General features: G+C 41.6%; 16 protein-coding genes and 1 pseudogene. 13 read left to right on the top strand and 4 right to left on the bottom strand.

Going from position 1 to position 14,041, the window contains the following annotated elements; genetic code table 11:
• Nucleotides 1-14 precede the first annotated feature (14 nt).
• Entirely contained in the window at nucleotides 15-620 is a 606-nt protein-coding gene (locus tag ACP26L_RS27875; RefSeq protein ID WP_426448330.1) for a methyltransferase family protein, read from the top strand.
• 222 nt (nucleotides 621-842) lie between these two features.
• Here the strand turns inward: ACP26L_RS27875 and ACP26L_RS27870 are convergent, their stop codons facing one another.
• Nucleotides 843-1,331, bottom strand: a complete 489-nt coding sequence (locus ACP26L_RS27870; protein WP_426448328.1) for a GNAT family N-acetyltransferase — start codon at nucleotides 1,329-1,331, stop codon at nucleotides 843-845.
• Nucleotides 1,332-1,531: 200 nt separating this feature from the next.
• On the opposite strand from ACP26L_RS27870, the gene ACP26L_RS27865 reads away from it, so the two are divergent.
• The 6 genes from ACP26L_RS27865 to ACP26L_RS27840 all read left to right on the top strand — a co-directional run bounded on the left by ACP26L_RS27865 (nucleotide 1,532) and on the right by ACP26L_RS27840 (nucleotide 4,855).
• A complete protein-coding gene (locus ACP26L_RS27865; RefSeq protein ID WP_426448326.1) occupies nucleotides 1,532-2,464 on the top strand; it encodes a LysR family transcriptional regulator in 933 nt (310 codons plus the stop codon).
• Between the two features lie 133 nt (nucleotides 2,465-2,597).
• Entirely contained in the window at nucleotides 2,598-2,897 is a 300-nt protein-coding gene (locus tag ACP26L_RS27860) for a hypothetical protein (RefSeq protein WP_426448324.1), read from the top strand.
• A gap of 122 nt (nucleotides 2,898-3,019) precedes the next feature.
• Nucleotides 3,020-3,547 (top strand): hypothetical protein, encoded by a 528-nt coding sequence (locus ACP26L_RS27855; protein WP_426448322.1) that lies wholly within the window; start codon nucleotides 3,020-3,022, stop codon nucleotides 3,545-3,547.
• Between the two features lie 65 nt (nucleotides 3,548-3,612).
• Entirely contained in the window at nucleotides 3,613-3,837 is a 225-nt protein-coding gene (locus ACP26L_RS27850; protein ID WP_426448321.1) for a hypothetical protein, read from the top strand.
• A gap of 56 nt (nucleotides 3,838-3,893) precedes the next feature.
• Nucleotides 3,894-4,289: a hypothetical protein gene (locus ACP26L_RS27845; RefSeq protein WP_426448319.1), complete on the top strand. Its 396-nt coding sequence runs from the start codon at nucleotides 3,894-3,896 to the stop codon at nucleotides 4,287-4,289.
• A 146-nt stretch (nucleotides 4,290-4,435) separates the two neighbouring features.
• Nucleotides 4,436-4,855, top strand: coding sequence for a hypothetical protein (locus ACP26L_RS27840; RefSeq protein ID WP_426448317.1), 420 nt, complete (start codon nucleotides 4,436-4,438; stop codon nucleotides 4,853-4,855).
• 98 nt (nucleotides 4,856-4,953) lie between these two features.
• Here the strand turns inward: ACP26L_RS27840 and ACP26L_RS27835 are convergent, their stop codons facing one another.
• Nucleotides 4,954-5,373 (bottom strand): hypothetical protein, encoded by a 420-nt coding sequence (locus ACP26L_RS27835; RefSeq protein WP_426448316.1) that lies wholly within the window; start codon nucleotides 5,371-5,373, stop codon nucleotides 4,954-4,956.
• Between the two features lie 381 nt (nucleotides 5,374-5,754).
• On the opposite strand from ACP26L_RS27835, the gene ACP26L_RS27830 reads away from it, so the two are divergent.
• The 3 genes from ACP26L_RS27830 to ACP26L_RS27820 all read left to right on the top strand — a co-directional run bounded on the left by ACP26L_RS27830 (nucleotide 5,755) and on the right by ACP26L_RS27820 (nucleotide 8,317).
• Entirely contained in the window at nucleotides 5,755-6,717 is a 963-nt protein-coding gene (locus tag ACP26L_RS27830) for a helix-turn-helix transcriptional regulator (RefSeq protein WP_426448314.1), read from the top strand.
• Nucleotides 6,718-6,792: 75 nt separating this feature from the next.
• Nucleotides 6,793-7,425, top strand: a complete 633-nt coding sequence (locus tag ACP26L_RS27825; protein ID WP_013914528.1) for a type 1 glutamine amidotransferase family protein — start codon at nucleotides 6,793-6,795, stop codon at nucleotides 7,423-7,425.
• 448 nt (nucleotides 7,426-7,873) lie between these two features.
• Nucleotides 7,874-8,317 (top strand): DUF4937 domain-containing protein, encoded by a 444-nt coding sequence (locus ACP26L_RS27820; RefSeq protein WP_426455115.1) that lies wholly within the window; start codon nucleotides 7,874-7,876, stop codon nucleotides 8,315-8,317.
• A 512-nt stretch (nucleotides 8,318-8,829) separates the two neighbouring features.
• Here the strand turns inward: ACP26L_RS27820 and ACP26L_RS27815 are convergent.
• Nucleotides 8,830-10,095 carry an IS110 family transposase gene (locus tag ACP26L_RS27815; RefSeq protein WP_426448311.1) on the bottom strand — a complete coding sequence of 422 codons (1,266 nt, stop codon included), beginning with the start codon at nucleotides 10,093-10,095 and terminating at the stop codon, nucleotides 8,830-8,832.
• A gap of 363 nt (nucleotides 10,096-10,458) precedes the next feature.
• On the opposite strand from ACP26L_RS27815, the gene ACP26L_RS27810 reads away from it, so the two are divergent.
• The 3 genes and pseudogenes from ACP26L_RS27810 to ACP26L_RS27800 all read left to right on the top strand — a co-directional run.
• On the top strand, nucleotides 10,459-11,730 hold the full coding sequence (locus tag ACP26L_RS27810; RefSeq protein WP_426448309.1) for a phytoene desaturase family protein: 1,272 nt from the start codon (nucleotides 10,459-10,461) through the stop codon (nucleotides 11,728-11,730).
• Nucleotides 11,731-11,770: 40 nt separating this feature from the next.
• Nucleotides 11,771-12,349: a TetR/AcrR family transcriptional regulator gene (locus ACP26L_RS27805; protein ID WP_426448307.1), complete on the top strand. Its 579-nt coding sequence runs from the start codon at nucleotides 11,771-11,773 to the stop codon at nucleotides 12,347-12,349.
• 196 nt (nucleotides 12,350-12,545) lie between these two features.
• Nucleotides 12,546-12,962: pseudogene (locus ACP26L_RS27800) on the top strand (helix-turn-helix transcriptional regulator); the annotation flags it as partial.
• A gap of 144 nt (nucleotides 12,963-13,106) precedes the next feature.
• Here the strand turns inward: ACP26L_RS27800 and ACP26L_RS27795 are convergent.
• Nucleotides 13,107-14,024, bottom strand: coding sequence for a LysR family transcriptional regulator (locus ACP26L_RS27795; protein ID WP_426448305.1), 918 nt, complete (start codon nucleotides 14,022-14,024; stop codon nucleotides 13,107-13,109).
• Nucleotides 14,025-14,041 lie beyond the last annotated feature (17 nt).

The raw sequence follows: 14,041 nt of genomic DNA, 5'->3' as shown, positions 1-14,041 counted from the left end.
AAGGGGCAGAAAGAATGGCCATTAATATTATCTCACTCATCGTATTCTTTATATTTTTATCCGCCTATCTTTTGAAACTGGTACTTATGAATAAACGAGCTGGGATAAAAGCACTGGTATTAGCGAAGGGAAACAAAGGGAGAGCTGTAGACAGCTCTGAATTCTGGGTTAAGACATCAACTTTTTTATGGGGTGCAGTGTGGATTTTGGAATCCCTATTTAGTGAGTGGTTTGCCGAATATGTACCGTACCTTTTTCAGAACAAAACCGTTAGTTATACCGGTTTGCTTGTGATTACAATGGGTCTTGTTTTCTTCATATTATCGATGATTACAATGAAAAACTCTTGGAGAGTCGGGATAGACCAACATACAAAAACACAGCTTATTACTGACGGACTTTATAAATACAGCAGGAACCCGGCATTCGTAGGATTCAATCTCATGTTCATCGGATTACTTTTTACATATCCAAACTTAGTCACTTTGATTGTCTGCTTAATGAATCTGATTTCGATTCACCGACTTATCCTTCAGGAAGAAAAGCATTTGGAGAATATGTTTCAACGACAATACACTGAGTATAAAAACAAGACACCGAGATATTTTCTTGTATTTTAATCGCCCATCGGTGGCTCCTGGTCGTTCAACAAACTGGAGACGTTAGCGAATAACCAGGGAGCAGTTCGCCACGCGGCAGCTGCTCCCTTCTTCATTGAAGTAATGGGCAGGTTACTTGAATAACCCCTCCTTAGTTTACTCCTTAAAATTAAAGGCAAAATCCTCACCCTAATGAATGAAGGGTTGAGGATTTTCTACCGTTTTTACACCAATTGTCCGATCTTAATTCTTAGATAAGTCTAATTGGAAAATAAGTGAATCTCTATCAGGGTAATCATATTTAATCGGCAAATTCTCTTTTACAATCTCCTTAAATCCTACCTTTTTGTAAAAACCATGTGACCGAGTAGCTTTAGACGGAGTGTCCAAAATTACCTTAGAAAACCCCTGTTTTTTCGCAAAATCAAGCAAAGCTTCGTAAAGCCTAGTTCCTATCCCAAACTCTTTACCACGGTAATCTTTATAAACGAAAAATTTCTTTAAAACGACAACCTCGTTCGTTTTCTTTTGCAAACCGATAGAGCCTACAACTTCACCGTTATCGTTTAACGCTACCCAAAAATTCCCTCCATCGTTTATATAGTTTGATTGAATATCCAAAATGTCTGGTTGTTCTTCTACACTAATCCCTACGCCATATTCAACGTTCTGAATGTGCAGTATTAAATTAATGACTTCTTCTTTATATTTATCATCATAAATCTTAATCATTTATTAACTCCTCCTCCAAGTGTGTTTATAAAGGTTGCTGTTTAACGATATCAAATTCAAGTGCATCCGCATCCAATATCGTCTTTCATCAGTATCCTCTTTTTTCTGATTCCTTCTTAACCTTAACTCGCAACATATTATTAGTAAAATTGAATTTTATGAAGTTATCCATTGATTTTTTTGATACTATGAGGATATATATGAAAATTAAAGTAGGTGAAGGAATGGAAATACGTCATTTTGTTACGTTTAAAAAGGTCATTGAATTCGGTAGCTTTACACAAGCGGCAGAGCATTTAGGATATACTCAATCGACAGTTACTTCCCATATTCAGGCACTTGAGCAACAAATAGGTGCACCTTTGTTTGAAAGAATGGGGCGTAAGGTAATGCTTACTGATGTTGGAAAAAAGATGGTGCCGTACACACAAGAAATTTTAGACACCTATAGCAAGATTGAAAGCATTGCAAGTGAAGAAAAGGATGTTCGTGGAGAGTTAAAAATAGCTGCTCCTGAGTCATTAACTGTATATCGCTTAGAACCAATATTACGTGAATATAGAAAGAAGTTTCCTCATGTAAGCATCAGTCTAAGTAACGCTACCTGTGGAGATAACAAAAAGGCACTATTAAATGGTAGTGCAGATATTGCATTTTTCATGATGCCACAGTTACAGGATTTGGATTTAATCACCCATTCGTTATTGGACGAACCAATAGTCCTTGTTGGAAGTCCTGATTGTTCTCTGGGTATTTTAGATAAAAGCTGCGAAAATCAAAAGATAAGCGAGTGTTTCATTACCAATGAGAAAGAATGCAGTTATCGAACCATGTTTGAAGAATATCTTCGAGACAGGGGAATTGTACCTTCATACACAATGGAACTTTGGAGTATTGAAGCGATGAAACGTTGTGTAATGAGTGGGCTTGGTATTGCTTGTTTACCATTAATAACTGTAAAAGATGAAATCAAGGAGGGGAGGTTAAAGATTATTTCCTGCGAAGGTGGTTTTAAACAAATTTTCTCCCAAGTTGCTTATCATAAAAATAAGTGGATTTCCCCAGCTCTATCCATGTTTATCGATATTACTATGAAACATGCAAAAGATTGGTCATGTGAGATTACTCGTTAAGCTATCTGGGAAAGTTAGCGCAATAACCAGGAAGCAGATCGCCGCGCGGCAGCTGCTCCCTTCTTCAGCAGCCGGCCAAAATTCCATTGAAGTAATGGGCAGGATACCATAGTAGACAGGCGGTGAGCTGTCATTGGATGAGAAACAGGTTTTACTTCTTGAGAATCTAAAGTTAATTAAAGAAACTTGTGTTGCAATATCACTTTCTAAGCTTGATAAGTCTTCAGGAATAGACACAGAACTACAAGAAAAGATTGAAACGTCTCATGAAGAACTGGCAGAAGAGGTAATCTACCGTATATTGGAGTTAATTGATGGTTATAGTGACCTGGCTTTCGAGGTCGATTTGATCGTAAAGGAAACCAAATCTTCACTTCGAGATGGCATTGAATTGCACGATAAGTTTATAGACTTCTTAGCAATGAATGCATAAATAAATTCAACTAACGGGGAACGTTAGTTGTACAACCAGAGAGCAAACCGGCGGTAGCTGACCCCGAGTTTAAGTGCTAATAATTCATACAATCTGTTAAGAATATTAGGGAGCAGACTTGAATGGACAACACTATCGAATCAATAAGTGAAATTGGAATACGCATCTGTCTTGATTTAAGACCATACTCAATAATCGATAAAAAGAAATTCAATGAGCTTTACGAGAAATTAGATGAGTTAAACACAAAAATTAATATTACAACTCCTTCACTCATTCCAAAAGAATTAATAAAAATGCTTTTGTATATTAGTGATGGAATTATTGTTCAATGTAACTTTTCAGAAAAGAAGGATCATTTAATTAATGAATGGATCATTCTAAATAGCCGCTTATCGAAGATATTCAATGTCCGGAATGATAAGACAGTGGAAGTCAATATTGAGCAAGAACTAGACTCACACACAAATCATGTAAAAATACATACGGCTGGCATAATATTTAAACAGTTACATCAATTGATTTACAATTCTGATTTAATATTAACGCCAAGTAGATATAAAGAGGTTGGTTCATTATATGATACAAAGGATGAAAATCTCATGGCATACTGGAGATTCTTAAGTATTATTGAAAGTAAGTTGAATTGAACTAAACGGGAGACATTGGTTGATTGCCTCATTCATAAAAACAAATATCGAGAAGAGGTCATTATTTGCATACCAACGAAAGACTGCCGATCATCAATTTAAGGTTGAACGTGAATCAAGAAGACGAAGGCCTGGTAATTGTAAGTATTATGGGGAGTAATCTTCTCCTTACTGTATCTGAATGCAAGGCCGGAGATGCAGAAGTATCAATGAATATACGCGAAGCAAGAGCTCTTTTAAATGCCCTTTCTGAAGCAATCGGGAAATTGGATGTAGAACGAGTTGACTGAACTATCGGAGGACGTTAGTTGATCGATACTGCGAATTCAAAATAGGTGCTGAGGATATGAAGAAAAAGACAAGGGAAATCAATATTGAAGAGAAAAAATACGTTTATGTAATTAACCAAAAGTATCAACAAGGTGTAAGCGAAATTTCTCTTTCTATATCGCTAAAGGGACTTAAAAACATGACATGTACATTCAACTTTTGTACATGGGATGACCCAATTTCGGGAAGCCCGCTATTAGTTGGTGTTCACTTAAAGAACGTGTTATCGGGTGATACTGAGAGTTTTAATTTACATTACCCAAGAACGGTTAAGCGGTTTATTTTGTATGGTTTGGGAAATGGGTGGAATGAAAAAAGCAGAATTGAGTTCAATGATGGGCTAGAGATACTAAGTAATATGGGATATGAGGTTTTATGGCTTAAGCCTGGACGCGATTCATGCGTCAATTAGTCGAGGGCATCATTCAACTAACTGGGAACGATAGCTGAATAAGACACCGCGGCAGCTAAGATGATCGGTCGCCTTTTTTCTATTAAAGTAACGGGCGGATTTCCGTAAGAAAAATATTTATTACAAAGGATGGCTGACTTTCGTTGTTGAATACAGGGGTCACTCTTATAAAGGTTTGGGAAGATGAACATTTTTTTGAAGTAAGTCTTGAAGTTCGTTCGATCTATTGTGTTTCAGAAATAAGATTCTACACAGACAATATTGAGTTAGATGAATTAAGACGGGGCTTGTCATTGATTTCGTCACTGTCAGAAAATGAGTACGTTTGGTCATCTGGTGAGGATAAAGAAAATACAACCCATTATGTACATACAAGATGGTATGTACAAGATAAACGAGGGCATATCGGGATTGAATTTATACTTGATAATAAAGACAGCCCACCTGATAAAATGCGCTCACACTCATGCGTAGTTACTGAGTTGAATCAACTTGATGATTTTATAAACCAACTCCAGCAATTTATTAAAGGGAAAAATAGCGTAGTAAAGGGGCTATTAAGCTAACGGGGAACGATAGCATCATCATAAACACAAAAGGAGGTTGCCGTATCATTCCGGCAGCCTCTTATCCCTAACGGATTAACCAACAGTCCTCTCTTAATCTAAAGCTTTTTACAGTCGGTAACTACTAAACCTTTTCCATAAATATGGCGGAAAGTCACTAAGAACTTTCTTACTTCTATTCGATCTTTATCCTTTACTGCCACCAAGATATCCAACTCATCAATACCACGCTCATCTTTCCTTATATCCCTAACTTGAAAGGGATCAATTACATAGTATATGTCTTGGCTTGCAATTAGATATTTCTTCTCAAGGAGAGCATCTAATATCCTTCCTTGAAGATCGGCAGTCAGTATTCGCTCAAGTTTCTCTTCCCGATTGTCTGGGTCAGACCCAATTGCGATCCATTGTATATCCTGCCATTTTCCGGGTATTTGTGAAGGCTGGGCTATTGCAATAGCTAAAGGGGCCGTTAGTAAAACAGCGGTTATAAGCATTACCCTAATTACTTTTAACATCCTAACTCCTCCGACAAATAAAAGATACCTGTAACATTCCCCCACCTGACTATTGTTAATACAGTGACATAAGGATATAAGCTTTCCGCACGTTTTACGCTAACTGGGAACGATAGCGGAATAACCAGGGAGCAGATCGCCGCGCGGCAGCTGCTCCCTTCTTCATTGAAGTAACGGGCAGGATACTTCCAATTAGTTGTATGATTAGGAGACGTAATCGAGCTATCTAATCACAGGGAAAGGAACAGCAACCAGACATATTCACAAATGTGTCTAGGGCCTCATTGTATAGAAAGCTATCGGAAGGAACAGTTGATGAGTTATCTACCAAAAATCGGAAATGTATAATAGAAAATAAACTTCATATAGAGGTGGAATTATATGCCTAAAATTGACAATATGTTAGCAATTCTATGGATGCTTCGTTCAGGTGAAAAAATTACTGCAAAACAAATTTCAGAAAAGTTAGAGATGAATATAAGGACTGTGTATCGTTATATTGATACAATTTCAACAAGTGGCGTACCTATAATTTCAGAACCGGGACATAACGGTGGATACACTTTATTGAACAATTTTATTGAGGCTCCTCTTTTTTTTGATTTTGAGGAGCAAACTTCACTATTTCACGCTGCTGTTTTTGCAGAAGAAGCCGGATATTATGGAGGTGAAGCACTAAATAGGGCCATTTCCAAACTAAGTAAATACTCAAATCAAGAGCAGGAAACAAAGATAAACCAACATTTAACTAGTCTTGAAGTAATAAGTCGATTAAGTTCATTCTCTATGGAACCTTTTTTGAAGGAGTTGGAGCAGGCCGTAGCTGACGGGTACTCAGTAAAAATTCTTCACCATAAAAGTGGCGAAAAGCAATTAAATTATAGATTGGTCGATCCGTACAGAATTATCTATTGGAATAATAAGTGGTATGTGATTGGATTTTGTCATCTTAGGAATGATATCCGTAGTTTTAGAGTAGATCGAATTGAAAGTCTAATGCTAACCGAAAATAAGTTTAACCGGCCAGAAAATTTTTCAGCACGTGTCTTTTTTATGAAAAATCTGCTTCCAACTATAGAAGATAAGGAAGGGATTATTTCTTTGGTTATTAATGGGGATAAAAGTGTATTAGCTGATATTTGCCAACATTGGTTTTTAGGACATTATTTACAAGAGTGGACTTCAAATCAAGCAGTATTTCTTCTTGAGAAAGATATGATACATACATATGTACCTTATTTACTTTTAACGTACGGTAAATCTATTCGAGTTATTGAGCCAATCAGCCTTAAGAAAAGAATGATTGAAGTTTTGTCGGAATTAATTAAATTTCATCAAATTTGATTACTTCCCTGACGCTAGGTGTCAGGGAAGTAATGCTATAGTTGGCTATATCAATTGTGATTGGAGTGTTATTGGATGCAAACAAAAAAAGTTTTTTTATATGTATTTAATACAATGTCGGACTGGGAATATGGATATTTAATTGCTGAACTAAACTCAGGAAGATACTTCAAAAAAGATTTAGTACCTTTAAAAGTAATTACAGTAGGGGCTAATAAAGAAATGATTACTACTATGGGAGGACTGAACATAAAACCAGATATTTCCCTTGATGAATGTACTCTTGAGAGTAAAGATCTTTTAATTTTACCAGGAGGGACTACTTGGAATGAAGAAATTCATCAACCTATCTTGGAAAGAATTGGCCAAGCCTTAAAGTTTGGCACTATTGTTGCTGCAATTTGTGGAGCAACTGAGGCCCTTGCGAATATGGGATACTTAGATACTAGAAAGCACACAAGTAATAATTTAGAATACACTAAAATGGTATGTCCTAACTATAAAGGAGAAAAGTTCTATGAGGGGGGAACTGCGGTGTCTGATGCGAATTTAGTTACTGCATCAGGAATAGCTCCTCTGGAATTTGCGATGGAAGTACTGAAAAAATTAGATGTATTTGCACCAGATACATTACATTCATGGTATAACCTAAATAAGACTCATAAACCCGAATACTTCTTCCAGCTAATGAATTCAATAAATAGCTGAGCTAAAAAATCAACTTAGCAGTTCTATATTAGTTCAAATAAAAATAATGAAGTAACTGAAAAGCTCACTTTCTCTATTTTGTTTTGCAGAGAAGTTGGGCTTTTTAATTTGGAATTTCCTTATTGTTGTAAATCCACATTTTCCTGTCGTTATCCCTACCTGAGCATAAGTTTTTCATTGGTACGTTATTTGTTCCTCAGTTAAGTTCTAACGTAGATTACTCACACTGCATCATTGACTTCTTTATTATGTGGTTAAAAGAGAGTTAAGCTAACGGAGAACGATAGCGGAATAACCAGGGAGCAGATCGCCGCGCGCGGCAGATGCTCCCTTCTTCATTGAAGTAACGGGCAGGATACTTCCAATATGTGGTATTATTCCTTTAGGCAATTAATGCGGCACGAAAAGGTTAATACGCCAACAAGCCAATATTTTTCAACATGTGTAAATATCCTGTTACTGCTATGTAATACATAAACAAGGAGGAATAGATACGCTTATTAAGTGCATCAAATGCCGCGTACCTGAAAATGTAAAGCCGCTGTTCCATCAGGCACAGCAACAATGGAACAGGTTGTCGAACGAACAAGGATTCTATCTTCAGGTCGGCGGTTGGAATCTCTCTGACTCATCAGAAGCAATTATTATCGGAATGTGGGTGTCACCCAAAGAATATTACAGACTCATGGATGAATTCCACGACACTGTTTTAACGAATAGCGAGCAGCAAAGGTATTACGAAGAAATAGATGTAAAGCTATGGAATACAGCATGTGTTGAGAAGCTGACTAGCATAGGAGATACAATCGAGCTTTTCGCTACCCGGCCTGAATGCTCAAATGTCAGTGAGTGCACACTTATAGAACTTGAGGCAGTCGGCACTTCAAAGTAGCTAGTGTTCAAGGAAGGTGCATACGGAAGTATCAACAATAAAGCTGAATGGGCAGTTTCATTGCTAGATGATTGGACTGTAAAGGGCAAGCCAATCACAACATGACGGTAGCTGGGCCAGAACGACCGGTTATCATCATTACGCTCCCTCGAAATGATTCAAAAATCTCACTCAAGCTCATGAATTCGCAGGATTACACCTTAGCTAATTGTTCAACAGAATGATACGTGTGGAGCCGGTAGCCTGGAAAGGTCTTAAAAGGGCATGCAGGAACAAAGGTGAAGTAGGTGTCACCCAAATCATTCCATATCCTGCACGTCTCCATGCTGCCCCCAGCGATTTTCACTCCCACGTCTCAATGGGTCAAAGCCCTTTCATTCCTTCGTCACATCTAGCCAAGGGGTAGGAGGTCGGTTTTTCTATCGGAACGGGTCCGAGCCCTTTTGCGCAATGCCTCCCGATACTCCGTGCTTCTTAATCCTGCGAATACATCAACCGGTGAGAAGTGCGATTTAAGCCGCCTGTGGAAATACTTTGGCGGAGCTGTAGGCTTCGCTGCTTTTAGCCAGGCCAACAAGCATTCTTGCTACCTTGCCGCACAATTTCATAATGGATTTCATTTTCTTCAGCTTCTTTTCTCGGACATTGTGTTGGTGCAGGGCCTTCACATCCGGATTGGTCATCACCATACACATCGTCATGAGATAAAGGAAGCGCCGAAGCCGAGGGCGGCCACGTTTACTGAGTACCATTTTCCCTTTCCATTTCCCTGAACTGGCTTCCGCCAGGTTCAGACCTGCATGACGGAGAAGGACATTACCATGAGCAAATCCACTTAGATCGCCGGCTTCACCGAGTACGCCGGCTAAACTGGTTGCATTCACTCCCCGAATCGCAAGCAGCTTATTGGCATAGGGAATTCGTCCAAGTACGAGTCTGAGCTCATTTTCAATTAACTCAAGCTGGCGAGTTGCCAAGTCGTATTCTTCAAGCAGCTGACACAGGTGGAGCTTGTAAGCGTGCAGGGCTTGCACAGCACCAACGCTGCGCTTTGCCAAGGCAATTAGCTGCTCAGCCCGTCGTAAACCTGCATGACGCTTCACATACTGCTTCCAACCGGCAATTACTTGTTCAGGAGTTAGCTTACTAATCTCCTTCGGTAGAGCAAACAGCCTCAAAGTGGCGATGGCACTGATGCAGGTAAGGACTTTGAAGACCTGCCGAAGCTCAGGAAATACGATATCCACCCAGCGATGCAGCTGGTTCACGGCACTGTTCAGTCTTTTCGTGACCGTATCCCGGTTGGCCATGAGGATCCGCAGTTCTTCGTATGCCTCTGAGTTAAACCGTACAGGCGAATAGTAGCCGTTTTTAACCATGTCGGCGATGGCAAGAGCATCCTTGCGGTCGCTTTTGGATGGTGTATTGTCGCGATTTTCCTTGTTCTTTTTGACAAGATGGGGATTGACGAGAACGGCTTCAATACCTTTAGCTTGAAGCCACCGGGCCAGACTCAACCAGTAATGACCTGTTGGTTCCATGCCGATAATGACCTTGTTCAGCTTGTAGGACGTAAGCAGATCTTGAATCCAGCGGCCGAAGAGACGAAAACCTTCGTCGTGATTACCAAAGTCGATTGGAGCTCCAAGTGCAATGCCCCGGTAGCTGACTGCACGAGCTACATGGGTTTCTTGGGCAATATCTACGCCAACAACAAGGTGGGTAGAGGTAATGTTTTCAATGAGTTGATTTTGTTTGTCTTGAGATTTAAACTTCATAGTAGAGCGTCCTCCTGGATGATGGGTTTGAGGCAATGACCTCGTGTGCAACCTCATCGTACCGAGGCGCTTGTTTTTTTGCAAAGACCAAATTATTCGTTTTACAGGAATTCTATCGGGAGACGATACCTCAAAAACAACCAGGACGAAGCTGCCGGCACATGACCGGCAGCTTCATTACGTTAAGGGACAGATTACGCCGTCAGGATCACGCTCGCTCTACCGATGCTGCTTCTGCAGACCAACGCAGGATGAAAAAATCCCAAATCGTTCACGATTACGACACAATTAACATTGCGAAAGGGGGGATTCTAACGATAAAATTATACTAAAAAGTTAGTCTAATTCCAGGAGGCTGAGGGTATGAAAAAAGTGGGTATCGTAGGAGCGGGTCTAGGCGGCTTGGTAACGGCGGCTTTATTAGCGAAACGAGGAAACCGGGTTGTTGTTATGGAACGTTCGCCGATTCCGGGCGGCAGAAGCCATGTCGTTTCAAAGAATGGTTTTACCATGAGTTATGGCGCCCATGCGGTCTTAGCTCCCAAACAGGAACCCATGCGTTCCATCGTTCGTGAGCTGGAACTGCCGATGGAGTATAGGAAGGCAAGCTTGTCCAAATTCAAGCTCTTTATGGAGGGCAAAGTCATCTCAAGTCCACTTGGCTTCGGTGCGCTGACCTCCCCCGCGATTTCGGGTTTATTCAATCATTTGACGTGTTTGAAGCAATTTTACCAGATGGTAAAGCAAGCACCGGTTTTCCCGCAAACCCTGTCCGTAGGCCAATGGATCCGTGACAACGTGAGCAACCCCGAGATTGCCAAAGTTCTTTCCGCTTATGCGGCTTTATCGGTCTACGACGGCGCACTGGACTTGTATTCGATGAATCGTTTCGTTGAATTAACTGCCCGTGAGTATGAAAAAAATGAGCCTTTAAGCTATATGGGGTACGACGTCCTTCTGGGAGAGCTGCAAAAAGCGATTACGAACAATGGAGGCAGTATTTTATTCGGAAAACCGGTCTCGGATCTTATCGTTGAAGGCGACCAAGTGAAAGGCGTCGTATGCGCGGGTGAAGACGTGGAATTCGATGAAGTGGTGCTGAACGTTCCGCCGAAAGAGCTAGGCAAGCTTCTAAGTTATCCATCCCTTGCAGATGAGTTCGGCGGGTATGTCAATCAAACGGCTCATTATGTGTTCGTCTATGACCTTATGCTTTCCAAGAGGCTTCGCGGGGATATCGGCAATTTGCTGGATCTGGATGGAGGCTTCTACATCAATGATTACGGCATAAACAATCCTTCGGCTGCACCCGCCGGCGGACAATTGATCAATGGACTGAAGTTTTTGACCGAAGGGGAGCAGCTGGACGACAGTCACGCGAAGGGGTCTCAAGCGGCATTTGAAGCTTTGCTCCATAAGGTATACCCGGGATGGGAAAAGTACGTGGTTAACAAACGGATTATTAACAGGGCTATGGTGGGCGGAATCGCCAGAAGAACGAATGCCAAGCTGCTGCCGCTGCAAAGCCGCACGGTACGGGGATTATACCTGGTTGGAGATTCTACAGAAGGATCAGGGGCTCTTGGCATGCCTTGCTATGATAGCGCGCGGAAAGTAGCGGATATGTTATCCTAAAGGTAGTAGGAATGATGCTCTTCAACGGAGGAACCACTGCATGAGTCAGGGAAAAGAAAAAATTTTGCAAACCGCACTGCAGGAATTTGCGGAGAAAGGGTACGATGGGGCCAGAATCGATACTATTGCAAAAATGGCCGATGTGAACAAAGCTTTGATTTATTACCACTTTAAAAGTAAAGAAGAGTTATTCACGGCGGTTATTAACGACTTATTCGAAAAGGCGCTTTCCGCTCCCATTGAGCCTACAGGTAAATCCATTCAGGAAAACTTGATTCAAGTCATGGAACATTTCATTGATTTTCTTCATTACAACCCGTATTTCGTGAAGATTATGGACCAAAGCGTCGCACAAGATCGAGACATATTTCATCAGCTTCATCACCAGAATTACTTTTTCGAGACGGTGATGGGGTTGTACCAGCTCGGCGTCCAGACCGGCGAATGCAGGAAGGTCGATCATCCTGAAGATTTCGTTGTAAGCTTGCTGGGTGCGGTATATTTTTATTTCTCTCATCACAAGGCGATTCGGAAGTTTTACGGGGATATCTCCGAAGAGGAAGTCATCTCGCTCCGTAAAAAAACGATGAAGGATATGATCTCGAGGCTGTTAGTTTAGCCGATCCGGGGAGCAGCTGCCGACACATGATCGGCAGTTTTTTTATGGCTGCGCAGCGTTAGCCTCCTGGTGTCATTAAAGTAATGAACCAGAATATTATCCATCTCCCTGTCAAGAAGACGCAACTTATTTGTGCACAAATCGTTGCGATGCGATCGTGATGGCATTTTATACTAGGGTCGAGAGGAGGAATCCGATGGATTGGCTTGAACGGATGAACCGGGCGATGGACTATATCGAATCAAACTTGGCTGGGGAGATTGAACTGAGTGAAATTGCGCGTAGAGCATGTTGTTCGTCTCATCAGTTCCAAAGGATGTTCTCATTCATCACCAATGTAACACTGGCGGAGTATATCCGGCGCCGAAAGCTCACCCTGGCCGCACTCGAATTGCAGAATAGCGCGGCTAGAGTGATCGACATCGCGATGAAATACGGCTACGAGTCCCCGATTTCATTGGCGCGAGCTTTTCAATCGCTTCATGGGGTGACGCCGGCCATAGCTCGCCAAGACGGAATTGCGCTTAAAGCCTATCCGTGCCTATCCTTCCTGATTACGATCAAAGGTGTTGAGGCGATGAATTATCGTATGGAAACGAAGGAATCCTTCGAGGGATGTTAAGAAAATTCAACCCTCCAGGAATGAGCTCCTCAGACAGTTATCACCACGGAGTTGAGGTGACGTCTTTCCAACGGATGCTGTTCATCTCAGGTCAAGTGCCGCGAAGTGATGTTTTATTGCTCCTTACGCCCATTTCTACACCAGTGATTCTCGAATCAACTTGGAAAATGCCGTGAACGCTCTACTGGCATACCTGTCTTTGCGGCGCACAAGACTGGTCTGGGAATATCTGAATTTCTCGGGAATCGAGTAAATACCAAAATCAGTATACTCTCCAGTCAAGACGGAGGCAGGAAGCAAGGTGGCGGCAAGACCGGACCGCACGCAGCTCACAATGGTTTCCAGTGAGCTAATCTCAATCATGTTGACGAGAGAGATCCCCTCACTCCGCAGCCATCCCTCCAAAATCTGTCTGAACGGACACCCATTGGGTGAAACGGCCCATCTTGTATTCGCCAAGTCCGGAAACTCATCGTTAGGCTGCCGAGTGATTAATTTTATTTCTTCACTTTGAATCTCATCGGCGATCAAATGAGGGGACTTCACGTCGCCAAAGACGAATGCGCCATCCAATTGATGATTTAACACCTTGGTGAGGAGATCCGGCGAGTTGCCGGTCCATATCGAGAGCGATACATCAGGATACAGACCTTGATACTCCGCCAAGGAGTTCATGAAGTTAAGACAGGTCACCGTATCCACAACCCCGATCGCCAGCGGGCCGCTTGGATAAGAGGTCTCCTGCACCATCTTCACGGCTTCCGCGGACAAGTTCGTAATGGTATGCGCATATTCGCTGAATATAACTCCTTTATCGGTCAGCGTAACACCCTTCGGATGCCTTTGAAATAACAATACCCCCAGCTCATCTTCCAGCTTGCGTATCCGTGCCGTCACATTCGACTGAACATAACCGAGCCGCTTGGCTGCATTTGAAATATTCCCTTCCTCCATGATGGTCAAAAACACTTTTAAATCGGACAATTCCAAACCGCATTTCACCCCGCTCCAGCTGATATCAAAATAACTGATACATCCATAATTACCAATCATTATACTTTAAGCCCACT

The organism is Paenibacillus sp. S-38 (genome assembly GCF_049942825.1).
In the GTDB taxonomy this organism is placed as follows: domain Bacteria; phylum Bacillota; class Bacilli; order Paenibacillales; family NBRC-103111; genus Paenibacillus_G.
Note: the sequence above shows the minus strand (reverse complement) of the source record. Positions and strands in the feature narration are given on the sequence as shown.